Here is a 17908-nt window from a genome sequence, read left to right as displayed (position 1 = left end):
TTGCGGCCGTAACAGGCTTAAGTAACAACCACTCGCTTCCCGATTGGATCGTCTCGTGCACACGCCCTCCCTCTTTCCGCCCCGGCTGCGGTCAGCCGGCAGGCTGGCTTTGGCCGCTATCGGCGGGCTGGTGCTGGCGTGGGCGGCGGAGCCGGCAGCGGCGCAGGGCAAGCTCGAGGCGCAGTATGAGGCCACGCTGGCCGGCATCCCGGTCGGCCGCGGCGCCTGGAACATCGATATCCAGGACGACGTGTTTTCCGCGGCGGCCTCCGGCGGCACCACCGGCATTCTGAAGTCGTTCGCGGGCGGGTCCGGCACCGGCGCCGCGCAGGGGCGCGTGGTCAACGGCGCGCTGGTGGCGTCGGCCTACCAGGCTTCCACCACCACCTCGAAGAAGACCGAAGAGATCCACATCACCCTCGACAAGGGCAATGTGAAGGAGTTCGGCATCATTCCGGAGCCGCCGGTCGATCCTGATCGCATCATCGTCACCGACGCGCATCGCCGCGGCGTGTTCGATCCGATGACGGCCTCGCTGGTCCGCGTGCCCGGCACCGGAGAGGTGCTGTCGCCCGACGCCTGCCACGGCAGCGCGCCGGTGTTCGACGGCCGCATGCGCTACGAGCTGAAGCTTGATTTCAAGCGCATGGAGACGGTGAAGGCCGAGAAGGGCTATCACGGCCCGGTCGTGGTCTGTGCGCTCTATTTCGTGCCCGTGGCAGGCTACATCCCCGACCGCCCCGTGATCAAATACCTCGCCGCCCAGCGCAACATCGAGATCGCGCTCGCGCCGGTCGCCGGCACCCGCGTCCTGGTCCCGTTCTGGCTGAAAGTGCCGACGCCGCTCGGCCCGGCGATGCTGGAAGCGACCAGCTTCATCACCACCGCCCAGCCGCCCAGGGTCGCGAAGACGCAGTAAGGGTTTCCCACCCTCCCCTGGAGGGGGAGGGTCGATCGCGCGCAGCGCGAGCGGGGTGGGGTGATCTCTCCCCGTGGACGGTCTTCGTGCGGAGAGATCACCCCACCCCGTCGCCCATTTCGCTTCGCTCAACGTGCGCCGACCCTCCCCCTCCAGGGGAGGGTAAGGAAGTACGCCATATCAACGACTTACCTACTGTGCATGGGGTTGTTTTCGCGACATGCATTGGAGCGCCGCCGATCCGGGGAATCCATTTGACTCCTCCCCGATTCTGATTCGACTCCGCGCCATCCCCAACTTAACCAAATCCGTCACCAAATCGTCGCTTGTGCGCCGTCACAAAACTCCATCTAGTGCGACGGAAACAAGAGTCCCGCGACATGTTGCGTGAACGTAACAGGACTCAAGGGGGAGTCAGCGATTCGGCCGCGATTCGTTCTAGAGTCGTTCCGAAGCTTAAAGGCGAGTGGGAAAAGCGTCGCAAAGTGAGACAGTTGCGCGGGATTTGGGGATCACGTCCCGTCACCCTGAGGTGCTCGCGCAGCGAGCCTCGAAGGGCGACGGGCCCGGCTGCTGCCGCTCGGCCGGTACACGGGCCGTTCATCCTTCGAGGCTCCCCGCCCGGCGCTGCGCGCCGCGCGGCTCGCACCTCAGGATGACGGATCGGGCGCTTCTCACCCCGCCGCCCCAAACAGCACTGACATTCGCCCCAATCGCCACTACCTAATCATTCAGACATGGCCTTTTCTTCTTCCCCCTTCGCCTCCGAGCGCGCGCCTTCCGATCGAGTGCCTGGCGCCGGCGTCACTGCGGTGCTCGGGCCGACCAACACCGGCAAGACCCATCTCGCCATCGAACGGATGCTCGCGCATTCCTCAGGGCTGATCGGCCTGCCGCTGCGGCTGCTCGCGCGCGAGGTCTATAACAAGATCGTCGCGCGCGTCGGCCCCGAGGCCGTCGCGCTGATCACCGGCGAGGAGAAGATCAAGCCGAGAAGTCCGCGCTACTGGGTCTCGACCGTCGAGGCGATGCCGCGCGATTTGGACGTCTCCTTCCTCGCCGTCGACGAGATCCAGATCGCCTCCGATCTGGAGCGCGGCCACGTCTTCACCGACCGCATCCTCAACCGCCGCGGTCGCGACGAGACGCTGCTGCTGGGCGCCGCCACCATGCGCCCGATCATCGAGCGGCTGCTGCCCGGCGTCTCCATGATCACCCGTCCCAGGCTGTCGCAGCTCGAATTCGCCGGCGACCGCAAGATCACGCGCCAGCCGCGCCGGACGGCGATCGTCGCGTTCTCGGCCGACGAGGTCTACGCCATCGCCGAGCTGATCAAGCGCCAGCATGGCGGCGCCGCCGTGGTGCTGGGCTCGCTCAGCCCACGCACGCGCAATGCGCAGGTGGAGATGTTCCAGAACGGCGACGTCGATTATCTCGTCGCCACCGACGCCGTCGGCATGGGCCTCAATCTCGACGTCGACCACGTCGCCTTCGCCTCCGACCGCAAGTTCGACGGCTACCAGTTCCGCCGGCTGACGCCGGCCGAGTTCGCGCAGATCGCAGGCCGCGCCGGCCGCGCCACGCGCAACGGCACGTTCGGCACCACGGGCCGCTGCGGCCCGTTCGAGCCCGAGCTCGTGAACGCGCTCCAGAACCACATCTTCGACCCCGTGAAGATGCTGCAATGGCGCAACTCGAAGCTCGATTTCTCCTCCCTCGGCGCGCTCCAGGTCTCGCTGAACCTGGCCCCGGGCCACGACACGCTGACCCGCGCCCCCATCGCCGAGGACATGCGCGTGCTCGACCACGCCGCCCGCGACGTCGAGGTGCGCGATATCGCGCATGGCAAGGCCGCCGTGGAGCGGCTGTGGGAGGCCTGCCAGGTCCCGGACTACCGAAAGCTGTCGCCGGCGGCCCATGCCGAGCTCGTCACCACGCTCTACGGCTTCCTGATGCAGAAGGGCTGCATCCCCGATTCCTGGTTTGCGGCCCAGGTCGACCAAGCCGACCGCGTCGATGGTGATATCGACACGCTGTCGGCCCGGATCGCGCAGATTCGCACCTGGACCTTCGTCGCCAACCGGCCGGACTGGCTGCGAGACCCCGAACGCTGGCAGGGGATCGCCCGCAAGGTCGAAAATAAATTATCGGATGCGCTCCATGAACGCTTGACTGAGCGTTTCGTTGATCGCCGGACCAGTGTATTGATGCGCCGCCTGCGGGAGAACACGAGCTTGAATACGGAAATCGGCAAGACCGGCGAAGTCATCGTCGAAGGCCATGTCATCGGCCGCCTCGATGGCTTCACCTTTGCACCGGATGCGGCGGGAGCCGGCTCCGATGCGAAAGCCTTGCAGGCTGCCGCGCAAGCGGTGCTCGCCGGCGAGATCAATACGCGCGCCGAACGCCTCGGCAACGCGCCGGACGACCAGTTCGTGCTGACCTCGGACGGCACCATCCGCTGGACCGGCGACGCCGTGGCGCGCCTGACCGCCGCAGAGGAGGCGCTGCATCCGCGCATCCGCATCATCTCCGACGAGCGCCTGACTGGTGCGCCCCGTGAGAAGGTGCAGGCGCGGCTCGACCTCTGGCTCAAGACGCATATCGAAAAGCTGCTCGGGCCGATGTTCGAGCTGTCGAAGGCCGAGGACGTCACCGGCATTGCCCGCGGCATCGCCTACCAGCTCGTCGAGGCGCTCGGCGTGCTCGAGCGTCCCAAGATCGCCAACGAGCTGAAGGATCTCGACCAGCCCTCGCGCGCGACCTTGCGCAAATACGGCGTCCGCTTCGGCGCCTATCACATCTATTTCCCCGGCATTCTGAAGCCCGCCGCGCGTGCGCTGGCCGCGCTGTTGTGGGCGCTGAAGCAGGACAATGTCGATCTCTCGGCACTGTCGGGTGCGCAGCATCTCGCATCGTCGGGCCGCACCTCGTTCCCGGTCGACAAGCAGCTGCCGCGCGATGCCTATCGCGTGCTCGGCTACAAGCAGGCCGGCGAGCGCGCCGTCCGCGTCGACATCCTGGAGCGCCTTGCCGACCTGATCCGCCCGGCGCTGGCCTGGCGCGACAACGCGCCCGGCGAAAAGCCGGCCGGCGCGTTCGACGGCCGCGGTTTCGTCGTCACGCAGGCGATGACCTCGCTCACCGGCTCCGCCGGCGAGGACTTTGCCTCGGTGCTGCGCGCGCTCGGCTATCGCATGGAGAAGCGTGCGCCGCTGCCGCCGAAGCCGGCTGCGCCCGCTGCTGCGGAGACACCGGCGGCTGAAGCGTCTGCCGAGGTGCCCGCGACCGAGGAGGCGGCTGCGCCCGCGGATGCCGCGATCGAAGCAGTCACCGTCGAAGACGCGCCCGGCATGGAGCAGCACGACGAGCCGGCGCACGAAGAGCCGGCGCTCGAAGCCTCGCCTGACGCGCCCGTCACGCCCGAAGATGCCCCCGGCATCGCGCCGCCGGCCGAAGAAGTCGCGGCGCCCGCGGAAGCTGCCGCTGAAGCCGCTCCCGCCGAGACCGCCGCAACGGAAGCCGCTGCATCTCCCGACGCCGCCGCGCCAGTTGAAGCTGCGGCAACGCCCGCCGAGCCCGAACTCGTCGAAGTCTGGCGTCCCGGCGGCCGTCACGACGATCGCAAGCCGCGCCACGAGCGTCATCGCCACCAGCGCCACAACAACAACCGTCCGCAGGCCGGTGCTGAAGCAGGCGCCGCGCCCGCCGAAGGTGAAGCAGCCCAAGCCGCCGACGGAGAGAAGCGTAACGAGCGTCATCGTCATGGCGGTCATCGCAGGGACGGTGGCAGGGATTTCCGCAAGCCGCGCGAAGGTGGTGCCGAGGGCGCGCCGCGTCAGGAAGGAAACCGCCGCTTCGAGGGCAAGGATCGCGACAACAAGGATCGCGATCGCAACCGCGACAACAAGAAGTTCGGCGGCGATCGTGACAAGGGTCGCGACAATCGTGGCCGCGACCGCGACAAGGGCCGCGACCGCCAGGGTGGTCCGTCGCTGCGGCCGTACGCCTCGAGCGCGAACCCGCGCGAGCGCGATCGTCCGGCCGACCCGAACTCGCCCTTCGCAAAGCTCGCCGCGCTGAAAGAGCAGCTTTCCGGTCGCAAGGAGTGATCCCACGACCGAGCGGCAGCGCCTCGACAAATGGCTGTGGCACGCGCGGGTGGTGAAGGCGCGCACCTCGGCTGCTGAGCTGGTCGAGTCCGGCCACGTCCGCATCAACGGCACGCGCGAGAAATCGCCGGGCCACGCCATCAAGATCGGCGACGTCATCACCGTCGCGCTCGATCGCACCGTGCGCGTGTTGAAGGTGACCGGCTTCAACGAGCGTCGTGGCGATGCAGCCTCGGCGCGCTTGCTCTACGAAGAGCTCGGCACGAAGAACTCGGCGACGTAAAGCGCAATTAATTGCGCTTCGTATTCATTTCTTGGTCGATCAACCACATAAAGCCGTCATGATCGGGCGTTCCCGACCTTGCGGCGCCGGGCCATCCGCGCTACGCAAGCCGCGACTTTTAAAAGAGCTTTTCGGAGCGTTGGATGACTTACGTCGTCACTGAAAACTGCATCAAGTGCAAGTACACCGACTGCGTCGAGGTCTGCCCGGTCGACTGTTTCTACGAGGGTGACAACATGCTCGTCATCCATCCGGACGAGTGCATCGATTGCGGCGTGTGCGAGCCGGAATGCCCCGCCGACGCCATCAAGCCGGACACGGAACCGGGCCTGGAAAAGTGGCTCCAGGTCAACGCCGACTATGCCAAGAGCTGGCCGAATATCACCCAGAAGAAAGAATCACCCGAAGACGCGAAGGAATTCGACGGGATGGAAGGAAAGTTCGAGAAATATTTTTCTCCGAACCCCGGCTCCGGGGACTAAATTCCGGCGCAAACTTAACCCTAATACCTTCGTCAGCGTCGAAAACGAGCCCTGAAGACCCCTAAATCATTGATTTTTGCGGGAAATGTGCTATATTGGGCACATTAAGCTGAACCCCCGTCAGCCCAGTTGGCCCCGCCGGGTTCCCGTGAAACCAAATGTCGAACAGGGGCGTGGCAGTTTCCGCGCGCAGGCTGTGTCACAGAAAACGCGTAAAAAGAGTACTTCAGCGAGGGCTTCCCATAAGGAGGCCAAAAAAGTCGCCGCGGCCAGCCGTAGCGCATCCAAGGGTCGGGCCGCTGCCAAGGCGCCGCCGGCTGCAAAGTCCTCGAAGAACAAAAGAAGCGCAATGCCTAACAAGACTGCCAAACCGGCCGCGAAAGCGACCGTTGCCAAGCCTGCTGCTGCCAAGGCTCCCGCTGCCAAGCCTGTCGCTCCGAAGGCTCCTGTTGCTGCCGCCCCTGCCAAGGCCCCCGTTGCTGCTGCCAAGCCGGCCGTGAAGGCCGCTGCACCGGCGCCGAAGGTCGAGGAAAAGAAGGTCGTGACCCAGCGTCAGGGCTTCAAGGCCAATGAATTCGTCGTCTATCCCGCTCACGGCGTCGGCCAGATCCTGGCCATCGAGGAGCAGGAGATTGCCGGCGCGAAGCTCGAGCTGTTCGTCATCAACTTCATCAAGGACAAGATGACGCTGCGCGTTCCGACCGCCAAGGTCGCCAACGTCGGCATGCGCAAGCTGTCCGAGCCCGCGCTGGTCAAGAAGGCGCTGGAGACCCTCAAGGGCCGCGCCCGCGTCAAGCGCACCATGTGGTCGCGCCGCGCCCAGGAATACGAAGCGAAGATCAATTCGGGCGATATCGTCGCGATCGCGGAAGTCGTGCGCGACCTCTATCGCTCGGAGTCGCAGCCGGAGCAGTCCTACAGCGAACGTCAGCTCTATGAAGCGGCGCTCGACCGTCTGTCCCGCGAGATCGCGGTGGTGCAGCACTCGACCGAGACCGAAGCGGTCAAGGAGATCGAGGCCCAGCTCGCCAAGAGCCCGCGCCGTACCAACGCCAAGGCGGAAGCCGCCGACGGCGAAGGCGAGGCGGATGCCGAGGGCGATACCGACGATACCGATGGCGACGACACCACCGTCGCCGACGAGGCCGCGTAAGCGTCTCGCATCGATCGCAAGCCATCAAGAGCCCGGCCGGTTGGCCGGGCTTTTTTGCTTTGGGCGGATCAAGCGTTGCGACGGTGCGACCCATGCGTTCGCACGGCGGTGGGTGCTAAGGCCCGTGGAGAAAGCATCCCGTCGAGGAGAGTGTGACGAACGCGACCCGGATCATTTCCTGATCAGCGGAATCTGCAAATTGGTCGGCCGGTTCTGCTCGGTATCGAAGCCACGTCCATCGATATTGCGGGCGCCCCAGAACAGCAGGTCACCCCTGAGATAGACGAGATCATATTCCATGAAGTTCGTGGCCTCGGCGAGGCCAAAGGGAGCGAAGGCCTTGCCGAAGATGCTCTGGGGCGTGCCTACGGCCCATGGTGCATATCCGACCGCGGCGACCTTGTTGAGCACATCGGCAAATCCCTGGGCCAGCGGTGTAACCTCGTAGGTCTCATCGGCGACGAAGTCGACCTTCTGCGCACCTGGAGCGATGGGATGCACGCCCCTCCACAGCATATGCCCGCCAATCCTGATCCGCGCGAGCGGCACGGCGCCATAGGGATCGGCCGAGTTGACGATCTCGAGCTCGAAACGGTCGGAGGGAAGATATTTGAAGGCCCGCTTGAGATAGAACGGCTTGAGCGTGCCGTCGGCGTTCTTCGCCGCGCTCGGGCGCACCTCCGGCGCGATGCTTTCCCAGTCGCCGAGCAGCGCCTGCTTCAATCCTGTCAGATCCAGTTCCATGCTGTCAGCCTTCGCTTGCGTGTTGGAGGATTGCGCAGCCGCTTCGCCGGATCCCGCCCGCGCGAGGATCAGCAGTGACGATTGAATGCTCTTGAGCATGTGAAGCTCGCTGCCGTGCGCCTCTGCCTGCCAGGCAGATCTCGTTCACGCCGGCTATATCGGCAGCTGGTCGCGTGGAAAAAGACTTTGTAAGCTGGCCCCATGCCCAAGAGATATGGGAGATCGCGATGGAGCTTCGGCATCTCCGCTATTTCGTCGCCGTTGCCGATGCAGGCAGTTTGACAGTTGCCGCCGAGAAGAAGCTGCACACGTCGCAGCCGTCGCTCAGCCGGCAGATCCGCGATCTCGAGCAGGAGGTTGGCGTTTCCTTGATGACCCGCAGTGCCCAAGGCATCGCGCTGACGTCGGCGGGCAAGGCCTTTCTCGAACACGCCCGAATGGCGCTGCTTCAGGCGGAGGCTGCCAGGGAAGCGGCGCTTCGGGCCGCGCAGCCCCCGCAGCCTGCTTTCTCACTGGGCTTTCTGTCGGGCGCCGAGATCGATCTGCTGCCCGAGGTGGACCGCGTTCTGCGCGGCGCATTTCCCGGCATCGACATTCGCCTGTCGAGCGATTACTCGCCCTCGCTTGCCAAGGCCCTGATGCGGCGAAAGCTCGATGCTGCCTTCATCCGGCCGGAAGAGCACATGGAAGATCTGCTCTGCCGGCGCGTCCGCACCGATCCGCTGGTCTTCGTCTTTCCGAGCGACCATCGGCTCGCATCGCAAGCCACGGTGGCGCCCGAGGAGATCAGGGATGAAATTTTCTACCTACCGTCCAAATCCGCTCCCGCGGTTCGCCGTATTGTTTCTGATTATTTCAGCCGGACCGGAATCGACCTCATGCCCGACAGAGAAGTGCACAATGTCGTCCACGCGATCTCCATGATCGCGTCCACGCGCGGCGTCATGATGCTGCCGGCTTACACCAAGCGATATCTGCCGAAGACGATCACCACTCGGCCGGTGCGGGGCGATGCACCGATGCTCGATCTCGTCGTCGCCTATCACAAGGCGAACAAGTCGCCGATCCTGAAGCTGCTTCTCTCGGAAGTGGGCAAACTCGCACCGTCGTCCTGAATTCTTGCGAGACGTGTCACGAGCAGGCGCGCATTTCACTTTGTAGTGACGGAGACGGTTTGTAATGAACGTGTGACGCCCAGGTTGTGCTATCGCTTGTAACGCTACAGGGGAGAACCTCAAGAAACCTCAAGGGAGCCAACCATGACAAGAAAACTATTCGTCGCTCTTGCAATCCTTTCTCTCTCGGCTTCTGCCGCCTCGGCAGCGCATCATCATCACCACGCGCTGAACACACAGGCTGGCGTTCCGGATCCTGCTTCTCAGCCTCCGACGGGGTGGACGGGCGGGCCGAACAGCACCGATCACGCTACTTATCTCCGCAATCTGCACGATTCCGGCTACAACCCGAAGAATGATTTCGACTCCAGCGGACACATCGCGAGCCAATAATTATTGTTCGCACTGTGAAGGCGGACGTCGCCGACGAGGCCGCGTAGGCGCTCGCGTCGATCGCAACGCAATCAAAAGCCCGGCCGCCGGTCGGCCGGGCTTTTTGTTTGTGATGCAACTGCGGTCGAGACTTGCCTTATGGCGCTGCGCGCGGCTGGGTCCATATCGCGATCGGCCGCTCGAGCCCGCGGATCGCTTGGGGATCCAGGGCGATCAATGATGCAAATGTCTCGGCTGTGTTGCCGAGCTCCAGTTTGGCGCGGCTGACGAGATCGTGGCTCGCCACCAGCGCGCAGTCGAGCGTGCGCGTCAGCGCTTCGAGGCGGCTGGCGGCGTTGACGGTCGCGCCGATCACCGCAAATTCCAGGCAGGTGTGCCCGATGTCGCCGAGCACCACCGGCCCGTAATGCAGACCAAAGCTGACGTGCATCGGCGGCTCACCGGATGCTGTTCGCTGCGCGCTCCACCTGTCCGCCGCCGCAATCATGGCCTGGGCGCAGCGCAACGCGTTGCTTGCATCGCGCGTTCCGGCGAAGGGCGTGCCGAATGTCGCCATCAATCCGTCACCCAGATATTTGTCCAACGTGCCGTCGTGACGGAACACCTCCTGCTCCATCAATCCGTGAAATTCGCGCAACGTCCGCACCACCTCCTCCGGAGGGCGTATATCGGCAAAGGCCGTGAAGCCGACGATATCCACGAACAGCACCGCGACGTTCTGCGTGCGCACCTGCTTCAGTGGCTCGTCGTGCTTCGACAATTCCGTCACGACGTTGGGCGAGAAGTAGCGCGCAAGATTGCCGCGCTCCCGTTCCACTGCCGCATGCCGGATCAGCAGATCGTTGCTGCGACGGACGGCGAGCGCCAGCGTCACTGCGACGATCATGAAGACGACGATTTCCTGGATGCGCAAACCGAATCCGATCGCGGCGGGCGAGATCAGTGCGAACAGCCTGTGATCGCTGCCCACCGCGTCGGCAATGCGGGCGGTCAATGCCGGATCGCGATCAGGTTGCCACCACACCCAGGCCACGCCGATCGCCCAGAGCGCTGCGGTCCATGTTCCGACCGCAACCACCGTTCGCCAGGAATAGGCCAGCGTGGCGCCCGAGAGCAGTACGAAGAAATAAATGAAGTTGCCGAAATGGTATTGCATCGCCACCGGCCAGTGCGTCGTGCCGAAGGGGTTCGGGACGATGATGACGAATGTGAGGAGCGCCAGGTCGCAGAATATGAGTGCTAGTTCAGGCCGCGACACGCCGACCCGCCCAACCCTGACCTGGGCCCAGCCGATCAGTGCGAACAGGCCGAGCAGCGCCACGTAGTAGAGCTGCTCCCAGGCCGGGTTGATGGCCGGCAGCAGGCAGGCGATGACGGCCAGCGCGACATAGCGCGCCCGCACGGCCAGTTGCAGGCCCTCCTGCTTGGCTGATGCGAGTGCGGCCTGCGCGAACTGGACGGTTTCGGTCTCGCGCTGGCTGCGCGCGCGTGAAGGCGAGGCGGACGAGTCGAGGCGCTCGACGAGCATTGTCACGGGGCAGTCTCCTCGCTTGGGCCGTTGCAGCACTGGCGGCGGCCGTCAGCCGCCGCATTCGACAGTCTAGTGATGCATGGCTAAGAGGTCATCAGCCCGGATGAGTGTTTTCCATCCGCGTTAGCGAATCGCTCACTTCACCGGCCGCTTCTCGAGCTTTCGTGCCAGCGTACGCCGGTGCATGCCCAGCCGCCTTGCCGCTTCCGAGATGTTGAAATCCGTCTCGATCAGCGTCTGGTGGATGCGCTCCCATTCAAGCGTCTTGATCGAGGTCGGCCGCACGTCGAGCGCAACCTCGGCATTGCCTTCAGCCTTGGTGAAGGCGGCTTCGATGTCGTCGGTGTTGGAAGGCTTGGCGAGGTAGTGACAGGCGCCGAGCTTGATCGCCTCGACGGCGGTCGAGATGCTGGCAAAGCCCGTCAGCACCACGATCAGCATCTCTTCGTCGTGGGTGTGCAGCAGCTCGACACAGGCAAGACCGGAGGCGCCGCCGAGCTTGAGGTCGACCACCGCATAGCCGAAGGATCGCTCCTCCAGAACCTTCCTGACGTCTTCGATCGAAGCCGCGAGCACGACCTCATAGCCGCGGCGCTCGAACGAGCGTTTCAGGGTGCGCGCAAAACCTTCGTCGTCCTCGACGACGATGAGCGAGCGGTCAGGCGTCAAAGCTGCCTCCGATCGCGAGTGTAGCGAGCGGCAGCGTCAGGCGGACGGTAGCGCCACGTTTCCTGTGGTTCTCGGCCGTCACGCCGCCACCCAGCTTGCGCACCACGTTGACCACCAGGAACAGGCCGAGCCCACCGCCGGCGCGGCCCTTGCTCGACTGATAGGGTTTTCCGAGCTGCGCCAGCATTTCCGGTGCGAAGCCCGGGCCGCGGTCGCTGATCGAGAGCACCAGATTGTCGCCTTCGCGTTCGGCGACCAGCTCCACCCACTCGCGCGAAACTTCATAGGCATTGTCGAGCACGTTGAAGATCACCTGCTTCAGCGCGATGTCCGAGACGATCGCGACGTCCTCGCCAAAGGTGTTGACGAAATACAGGGTGCGCGCCGAGCGAGCGTCGCGCCATTCTTCGACCAGCGCAGTGACGAAGGCCGTCACCGTCGTCGGCGAGGATCCCTCGCCGCGCGCTTCGCCGGCCGAGACCAGAATGCCCGTCACGATGGTCTTGCAGCGTTGCAGCGAGGTTTCCATCTCGGTGAGGTCCTCGGCAAGCTCCCGATCGGCGGCGAGATCCGGCATGCGGCGCCAGTCGCTGAGGATGACCGAGAGCGAGGCGAGCGGGGTGCCGAGCTCGTGCGCCGCGCCGGAGGCGAGCAGGCCCATACGGACGATGTGATCCTGCTCGGCGGCGTGCTGGCGCAGCGCCGCCAGATGCGCATCGCGCTCGCGCAAATTCCTGTTGATGCGGGTGACGAACACGACCAGCAGCACGGCGTTGAGGATGAAGCCCAGCAGCATGCCGGTGACGGTGAGCGTATAGGTCTCGCTCAGCGGATTCGGCGGCAGATCGAGCGGCCGGTAGGCCATCGTCAGCCAGACGAAGCTCGCGCAGCTCAGCGCCACCAGCGACCAGGTCGAGCGAGCATCGAGCAGCACCGCGCCGAGCGTGACCTGGAGCAGGAACAGCGAGGTGAAGGGATTGGTGGCGCCGCCGCTGAGGTAGAGTTGCGCGGTCAGCGCGGCGACATCCAGCATCAGCGCGACCAGGAGCTCGTTGTTGGTGATCGCGGCGCGATGGCGCACCCAGACCAGGCTCGAGACATTGAGCAGCACCAGCGCGCCGATCACCGCGCCCATGCGGGTGAGGGGCAGGGGAATGCCGAGCCAGAAATGCACGCCGCCGATCGTCACGATCTGGCCGACCACCGCGGTCCAGCGCAGCTGGATCAGCAGCGCCATATTCTTGCGGTTGGTCTCGTCGTCGGTTGGGGCAGCGCCGATCAGCTCGCTGCGCGCGTCCGCCTGCGATTGCAGCGTGACGGCGAGCTCGCCGTAAGTGTTCCCGTCGTCAGGTCGGTTCGACGATCGTTCCAGCATCTGATCCCGTCCTGCGAGCGGAGGCATCCGAGCCGCCGGCCGTTTCGTGGACGAAGCGTGTGCGGCGGAACAGCCCGCCGCGGAATGTGACGAAAAGCCGGCCGGCCAGCATGAAAGCCAGGGCAAACCACGTCAGCGCGTAGATCAGGTGGTTATTGGGAAAGCGGACCACGGTCAATCCGCCGATTGGACCGCTGCCGGATCGTGATCCGGCGTCAGCATCGACGAAGAACGGGGCGACGTTCGTCAGGTCGCGCGCGGCCGCAATCGCGGCGACATCGCGCGAATACCAGCGGTTGTGCTGGGGTACGTTGTCCCGGAGGAAGCCGCCTTTCGGCTCGGTGATGCGCAGCAGCCCGGTGACCTCGATCTGGCCGTCGGGATTGCCGGCCTGACGCGTCGATGGGTCGCGCCGCTCGGACGGCACGAAGCCGCGATTGATCAGGACAAGCGTGCCGTCGCTGCGCTGGAGCGGCGTCAGCACCCAATAGCCGGGGCCTTCCTCGGTGACGGCCTGAACCAGGGTCTCGCGGTCGTGCAGGAAGCGGCCGGACACGCTGACATGCCGGTATTCGTCGCCTGCGGCGGTGATCGCCGGCCAAGCCGCGCGCGCGGGGATCGGCTGGGCCGCGGCATGAACGCGCTGCTCGACGCGGTCGATCAGCGCGAGCTTCCAGGCGCGGCGCTCGACCTGCCAGACCCCGAGGGCGATCAGAACGACGAAAGCCGTGAGCGAGAGAGCCGTGAGCCACAGGGACGGGCGCGCAGCCTTTGCGGGGCCGCGCACGTCGTTGTCCTCGGGGCTCACGAGATCGCTCACTTCATTCCCGTCATCTCGTGGATCGGCATCATGTTGCTGTTGAGGTGGTTCATCACCCACAGCGAACCGGACAGCGCGATCACCACCATCACGATGGTGAAGATCAGCGCCATCATGCTCCAGCCGTTCTCGGACTTCGGGCTCATGTGCAGGAAGTAGATCATGTGCACGACGATCTGGACGACCGCGAACGCCATGATGACCAGCGCGGTGATCTGCTTGCTCGGCAGCGTGCCGCTCATCACCAGCCAGAACGGGATCGCGGTGAGCACCACCGAGAGCACGAAGCCGAGCATGTAGCCCGAGAACGTGCTGTGGGCGTGGCCGGTATCGTGGTGATGGTCGCCCGCGTGGGCGGCGTGGGTGTCGGTGTTCATCGCAGAACTCCCAGGAGATAGACGAAGGTGAAGACGCCGATCCAGACCACGTCGAGGAAGTGCCAGAACATCGACAGGCACATCAGGCGGCGGCGGTTGGCCTCGATCAGGCCGAAACGCCAGACCTGCACCATCAGGGTCACCAGCCAGATCAGGCCGCAGGAGACGTGCAGGCCGTGGGTGCCGACCAGGGTGAAGAAGGAGGACAGGAAGGCGCTGCGCTGAGGCGTCGCGCCCTCGTGGATCATGTGGGCGAACTCGGTGAGCTCGATGCTGATGAAGGCGACACCGAACAGGCCGGTGATCGCCAGCCACATCTGGGTCTGGCCGACCTTGTTCTGCTGCATCGTCAGCATCGCAAAACCATAGGTGATCGACGACAGCAGCAGCATCGAGGTGTTCACTGCAACCAGGTTGAGGTCGAACAGGTCCTTCGGCGCGGGTCCGGCGGCGTAGTTGGCGCCGAGCACGCCGAAGGCGGCGAACAGCATCGCGAAGATGAGGCAGTCGCTCATCAGGTAGATCCAGAAGCCGAGCGAGGTGCTGTAGCCTTCCGGATGCGGGTGTTCGTCGGCAAGATAGAAGACCGGCTCGCCGGTTTGTGACGGATTGATAGCGACAGTCATTTACTTGACTCCGGCGAGCAGCTTGGTGCGCGCGTCCTCGGTCCGGATGACGTCGTCAGCCGGAATGTCGAAGTCGCGGTGATAGTTGAAGGTGTGACCGATCCCGACGGCGAGCATCGCGATGAAGCTCGCAGCCGCCAGCCACCACATGTACCAGATCAGACCGAAGCCCATCGCGGTGGCAAAGCCGGCGAGGATCACGCCGGTGCCGGTGCTGCTGGGCATATGGATCGGCTTGAACCCGGTGAGCGGACGCTGATAGCCGCGCTTCTTCATGTCCCACCACGCGTCATTGTCGTGAACAACGGGGGTGAAGGCGAAGTTGTAGTCCGGTGGCGGCGAAGAGGTCGCCCATTCCAGCGTACGTGCATCCCAGGGGTCACCGGTGACGTCCTTGAGCTGCTCGCGCTTGAGGAAGGAGACCGCGAACTGGATCAGCATGCACCCGATGCCGAGCGCGACGAGGCCGGCGCCGATCGCGGCGATGACGAACCAGATCTGGAGCGAGGGATCGTCGAACACGCGGAGGCGGCGGGTCACGCCCATCAAGCCGAGCACGTAGAGCGGCATGAAGGCCATGTAGAAGCCCGTGACCCAGAACCAGAACGACAGCTTGCCCCAGAACGGATCGAGCCTGAAGCCGAACGCCTTCGGGAACCAGTAGTTGATGCCGGCGAACGCGCCGAACACCACGCCGCCGATGATCACGTTGTGGAAATGCGCGATCAGGAACAGGCTGTTGTGCAGGACGAAGTCGGCCGGCGGCACTGCGAGCAGCACGCCGGTCATGCCGCCGAGCACGAAGGTGAGCATGAAGGCGATCGTCCACAGCATTGGCAGTTCGAAGCGGATGCGGCCGCGATACATCGTGAACAGCCAGTTGAACATCTTCGCGCCCGTCGGGATCGAGATGATCATCGTGGTGATGCCGAAGAACGAGTTGACGCTGGCGCCCGAGCCCATCGTGAAGAAGTGGTGCAGCCAGACCAGGTACGACAGGATGGTGATGACCACCGTGGCGTAGACCATCGAGGTGTAGCCGAACAGCCGCTTGCCGGAGAAGGTCGAGGTCACTTCCGAGAAGATGCCGAAGGCGGGGAGAACCAGGATGTAGACCTCGGGATGGCCCCAGATCCAGATCAGGTTCACGTACATCATCGGGCTGCCGCCGAAATCGTTCGTGAAGAAGTTGGTGCCGACGTAGCGATCGAGCGAGAGCAGCGCGAGCACGACGGTCAGGACGGGGAAGGAGGCGACGATCAGGATGTTGGTGCAGAGCGCGGTCCAGGTGAAAACCGGCATCTTCATCATGGTCATGCCGGGGCAGCGCAGCTTGACGATGGTGCAGATCAGGTTGATGCCGGACAAGGTCGTTCCGACGCCGGCGACCTGCAGCGCCCAGATGTAATAGTCGACGCCGACATCAGGACTGTAGCCGATGTTCGACAGCGGCGGATAAGCCAGCCAGCCGGTGCGGGCGAATTCGCCGATGAACAGCGAGGCCATCACCAGCACCGCGCCGCCGACCGTCATCCAGAAGCTGAAATTGTTCAGGAACGGGAACGACACGTCGCGCGCGCCGATCTGCAGCGGCACCACGTAGTTCATCAGGCCGGTGACCAGCGGCATCGCCACGAAGAAGATCATGATCACGCCGTGGGCGGTGAAGACCTGGTCGTAGTGATGGGCCGGAAGGAAGCCTTCGGAACCGTTGAACGCGAGCGCCTGTTGCGCGCGCATCATCAGCGCGTCGGCGAAGCCGCGCAGCAGCATCACGATGCCGAGGATCATGTACATGATGCCGATGCGCTTGTGGTCGACGGTGGTGAACCACTCGCGCCACAAATAGCCCCAGAGGCGGAAATAGGTGACGCCGGCGAACAGCGCGCCGCCGCCGAGCGCGACCATCACGAAGGTGCCGACCAGGATCGGCTCGTGCAGCGGCAGTGAATCGAGGCCGAGACGGCCGAAGATGAGCTTGAGAAGATCAGGAGACATGCTGGATCTCTTTAGGAATCTGACTTCGGACGTTGTCCGAGGAAGAACGACGAGGACTTCAGCGGCGCGAAGGTCGGTCGCTTCAGGCCGGCGCCGGTCAGTGGCGCGGTGTCGAGCGGCGCCTTGATCGCGGCGGTGGTGACGCCTTGCGGCGCCTCCGGCGTGCAGGTGCCGGCGACGAAGGTCGGCTCGGGGCCGAACACGGTGCCGCGGCGGGCATACTTGTCGTAGGCCAGCGGCAGGGTGTTGTTCAGGCCCTCATGGCCGTTGCCGCCCTTGGCGTCGATCGCCATCATCTCGCTCTGGCACATCTTGCCGGTCTCGACGCACATGTTGAGGATCAGGCGATAGAGGTCGGCATCGACCGTGCCCCAACGGCGCACCGGCTCGTTCTCGCTCGGCTTCTCGAGCTGGAGATATTCGGCGCGGCCGAGCGAGCCGCCGGCGGATTTGGCCTGTGCGACCCAGGCGTCAAAACCCTTGTCGTCGAGGCCGTGGAAGGTGAAGTGCATGCCGGAGAAGCCGGCGCCGCTGTAGTTCGCCGAAAAGCCCTTGTAAGCACCGGCGTGGTTGATCACGGCGTGGAGCGACGTCTCCATGCCCGGCATCGCGTAGATCTGTCCGGCGAGCGCGGGGATGTAGAACGAGTTCATCACCGAAGAGGCGGTGATGTGGAAGTTGATCGGGCGGTCAACCGGCGCGGCGAGCTCGTTGACGGTGGCAATGCCGTAGTCGGGGTAGATGAAGAGCCACTTCCAATCGAGCGCGACGACATCGACGTCGAGCGGGGCCTTGGACTGGTCCACGGCACGCTCCGCATGGATGCGGCCGATGTTGCGATAGGGGTCGAGCAGATGCGTCCCCATCCAGGTCAGCGCGCCGAGGCAGACGATGATCAGAAGCGGTGCCGACCAGATCACCAGCTCGAGCTTGGTCGAGTGGTCCCAATCCGGCTCGTAGCGGGCCGAGGTGTTGGACTGGCGGTAGCGCCAGGCGAACAGCACCGTCAGTGCCATCACGGGGACGACGATCAGGAGCATCAGGACGGTGGAGATGATGACGAGGTCGCGCTGTTGCGCCGCGATATCGCCGGCTGGCGCCAGCACGACGTAGTTGCAGCCGCTGAGCGCGACTGCCAGGGGTAGCAGCCCCAGGATCTTGAGACGGGACACGGGCCGAGCCTTTGAGAATGAGTTTCCTTTGCGGGGCCAATGGGTAGCTGCGGCGCAACAATCCGGACATTGGACAATTTGTCCAATGTTGCAGTGCGGAATGTTGCGCCAAACAGGGCCGGATTGTCCGGCGCCCCGC

At 64.6% G+C, this 17908-nt stretch carries 16 protein-coding genes; 7 read left to right on the top strand and 9 right to left on the bottom strand.

Annotated features, from left to right (window positions below):
* Positions 1-109 precede the first annotated feature (109 nt).
* From QA645_RS41730 to QA645_RS41710, 5 genes are all read left to right on the top strand, one after another.
* On the top strand, positions 110-919 hold the full coding sequence (locus QA645_RS41730) for a DUF3108 domain-containing protein (RefSeq protein WP_254135196.1): 810 nt from the start codon (positions 110-112) through the stop codon (positions 917-919).
* A 737-nt stretch (positions 920-1656) separates the two neighbouring features.
* A complete protein-coding gene (locus QA645_RS41725; RefSeq protein ID WP_283046902.1) occupies positions 1657-5031 on the top strand; it encodes a helicase-related protein in 3375 nt (1124 codons plus the stop codon).
* Between the two features lie 49 nt (positions 5032-5080).
* Positions 5081-5314 (top strand): S4 domain-containing protein, encoded by a 234-nt coding sequence (locus tag QA645_RS41720; protein ID WP_283046901.1) that lies wholly within the window; start codon positions 5081-5083, stop codon positions 5312-5314.
* A gap of 143 nt (positions 5315-5457) precedes the next feature.
* Positions 5458-5796, top strand: a complete 339-nt coding sequence (gene fdxA / locus QA645_RS41715; RefSeq protein WP_254127874.1) for a ferredoxin FdxA — start codon at positions 5458-5460, stop codon at positions 5794-5796.
* Between the two features lie 148 nt (positions 5797-5944).
* Entirely contained in the window at positions 5945-6949 is a 1005-nt protein-coding gene (locus QA645_RS41710; protein WP_283046898.1) for a CarD family transcriptional regulator, read from the top strand.
* Positions 6950-7120: 171 nt separating this feature from the next.
* On the opposite strand, the gene QA645_RS41705 is transcribed toward QA645_RS41710, so the two are convergent.
* Entirely contained in the window at positions 7121-7792 is a 672-nt protein-coding gene (locus QA645_RS41705; RefSeq protein ID WP_283046896.1) for a hypothetical protein, read from the bottom strand.
* A 128-nt stretch (positions 7793-7920) separates the two neighbouring features.
* On the opposite strand from QA645_RS41705, the gene QA645_RS41700 reads away from it, so the two are divergent.
* Positions 7921-8808 carry a LysR substrate-binding domain-containing protein gene (locus QA645_RS41700; RefSeq protein ID WP_283046895.1) on the top strand — a complete coding sequence of 296 codons (888 nt, stop codon included), beginning with the start codon at positions 7921-7923 and terminating at the stop codon, positions 8806-8808.
* A gap of 144 nt (positions 8809-8952) precedes the next feature.
* On the top strand, positions 8953-9201 hold the full coding sequence (locus QA645_RS41695) for a hypothetical protein (RefSeq protein ID WP_283046894.1): 249 nt from the start codon (positions 8953-8955) through the stop codon (positions 9199-9201).
* 136 nt (positions 9202-9337) lie between these two features.
* Here QA645_RS41695 and QA645_RS41690 read toward each other — a convergent pair whose 3' ends face one another.
* From QA645_RS41690 to cyoA, 8 genes are all read right to left on the bottom strand, one after another.
* Complete coding sequence (locus tag QA645_RS41690) at positions 9338-10729, bottom strand: adenylate/guanylate cyclase domain-containing protein (protein ID WP_283053601.1); 1392 nt, start codon at positions 10727-10729, stop codon at positions 9338-9340.
* Positions 10730-10867: 138 nt separating this feature from the next.
* The gene (locus QA645_RS41685) at positions 10868-11401 is read right to left on the bottom strand and encodes a response regulator transcription factor (RefSeq protein ID WP_254127878.1); all 534 of its coding nucleotides are present in this window, start codon (positions 11399-11401) and stop codon (positions 10868-10870) included.
* Positions 11391-12776: an ATP-binding protein gene (locus tag QA645_RS41680; protein ID WP_283046891.1), complete on the bottom strand. Its 1386-nt coding sequence runs from the start codon at positions 12774-12776 to the stop codon at positions 11391-11393. Before QA645_RS41680 ends, QA645_RS41685 begins: the two co-directional genes overlap by 11 nt.
* Positions 12748-13596 carry an SURF1 family protein gene (locus tag QA645_RS41675; protein ID WP_283046889.1) on the bottom strand — a complete coding sequence of 283 codons (849 nt, stop codon included), beginning with the start codon at positions 13594-13596 and terminating at the stop codon, positions 12748-12750. Before QA645_RS41675 ends, QA645_RS41680 begins: the two co-directional genes overlap by 29 nt.
* The gene (gene cyoD, locus QA645_RS41670) at positions 13593-13973 is read right to left on the bottom strand and encodes a cytochrome o ubiquinol oxidase subunit IV (protein WP_254191437.1); all 381 of its coding nucleotides are present in this window, start codon (positions 13971-13973) and stop codon (positions 13593-13595) included. The genes QA645_RS41675 and cyoD overlap by 4 nt, the downstream gene beginning before the upstream one ends.
* Positions 13970-14599, bottom strand: a complete 630-nt coding sequence (gene cyoC, locus QA645_RS41665; protein WP_254127882.1) for a cytochrome o ubiquinol oxidase subunit III — start codon at positions 14597-14599, stop codon at positions 13970-13972. Before cyoC ends, cyoD begins: the two co-directional genes overlap by 4 nt.
* Positions 14600-16597 (bottom strand): cytochrome o ubiquinol oxidase subunit I, encoded by a 1998-nt coding sequence (cyoB, locus tag QA645_RS41660; protein WP_283046886.1) that lies wholly within the window; start codon positions 16595-16597, stop codon positions 14600-14602.
* An 11-nt stretch (positions 16598-16608) separates the two neighbouring features.
* Positions 16609-17769 carry a ubiquinol oxidase subunit II gene (cyoA, locus tag QA645_RS41655; protein WP_283046884.1) on the bottom strand — a complete coding sequence of 387 codons (1161 nt, stop codon included), beginning with the start codon at positions 17767-17769 and terminating at the stop codon, positions 16609-16611.
* Positions 17770-17908: the final 139 nt, after the last annotated feature.

Source organism: Bradyrhizobium sp. CIAT3101, from assembly GCF_029714945.1.
Lineage (GTDB): Bacteria > Pseudomonadota > Alphaproteobacteria > Rhizobiales > Xanthobacteraceae > Bradyrhizobium.
Note: the sequence above shows the minus strand (reverse complement) of the source record. Positions and strands in the feature narration are given on the sequence as shown.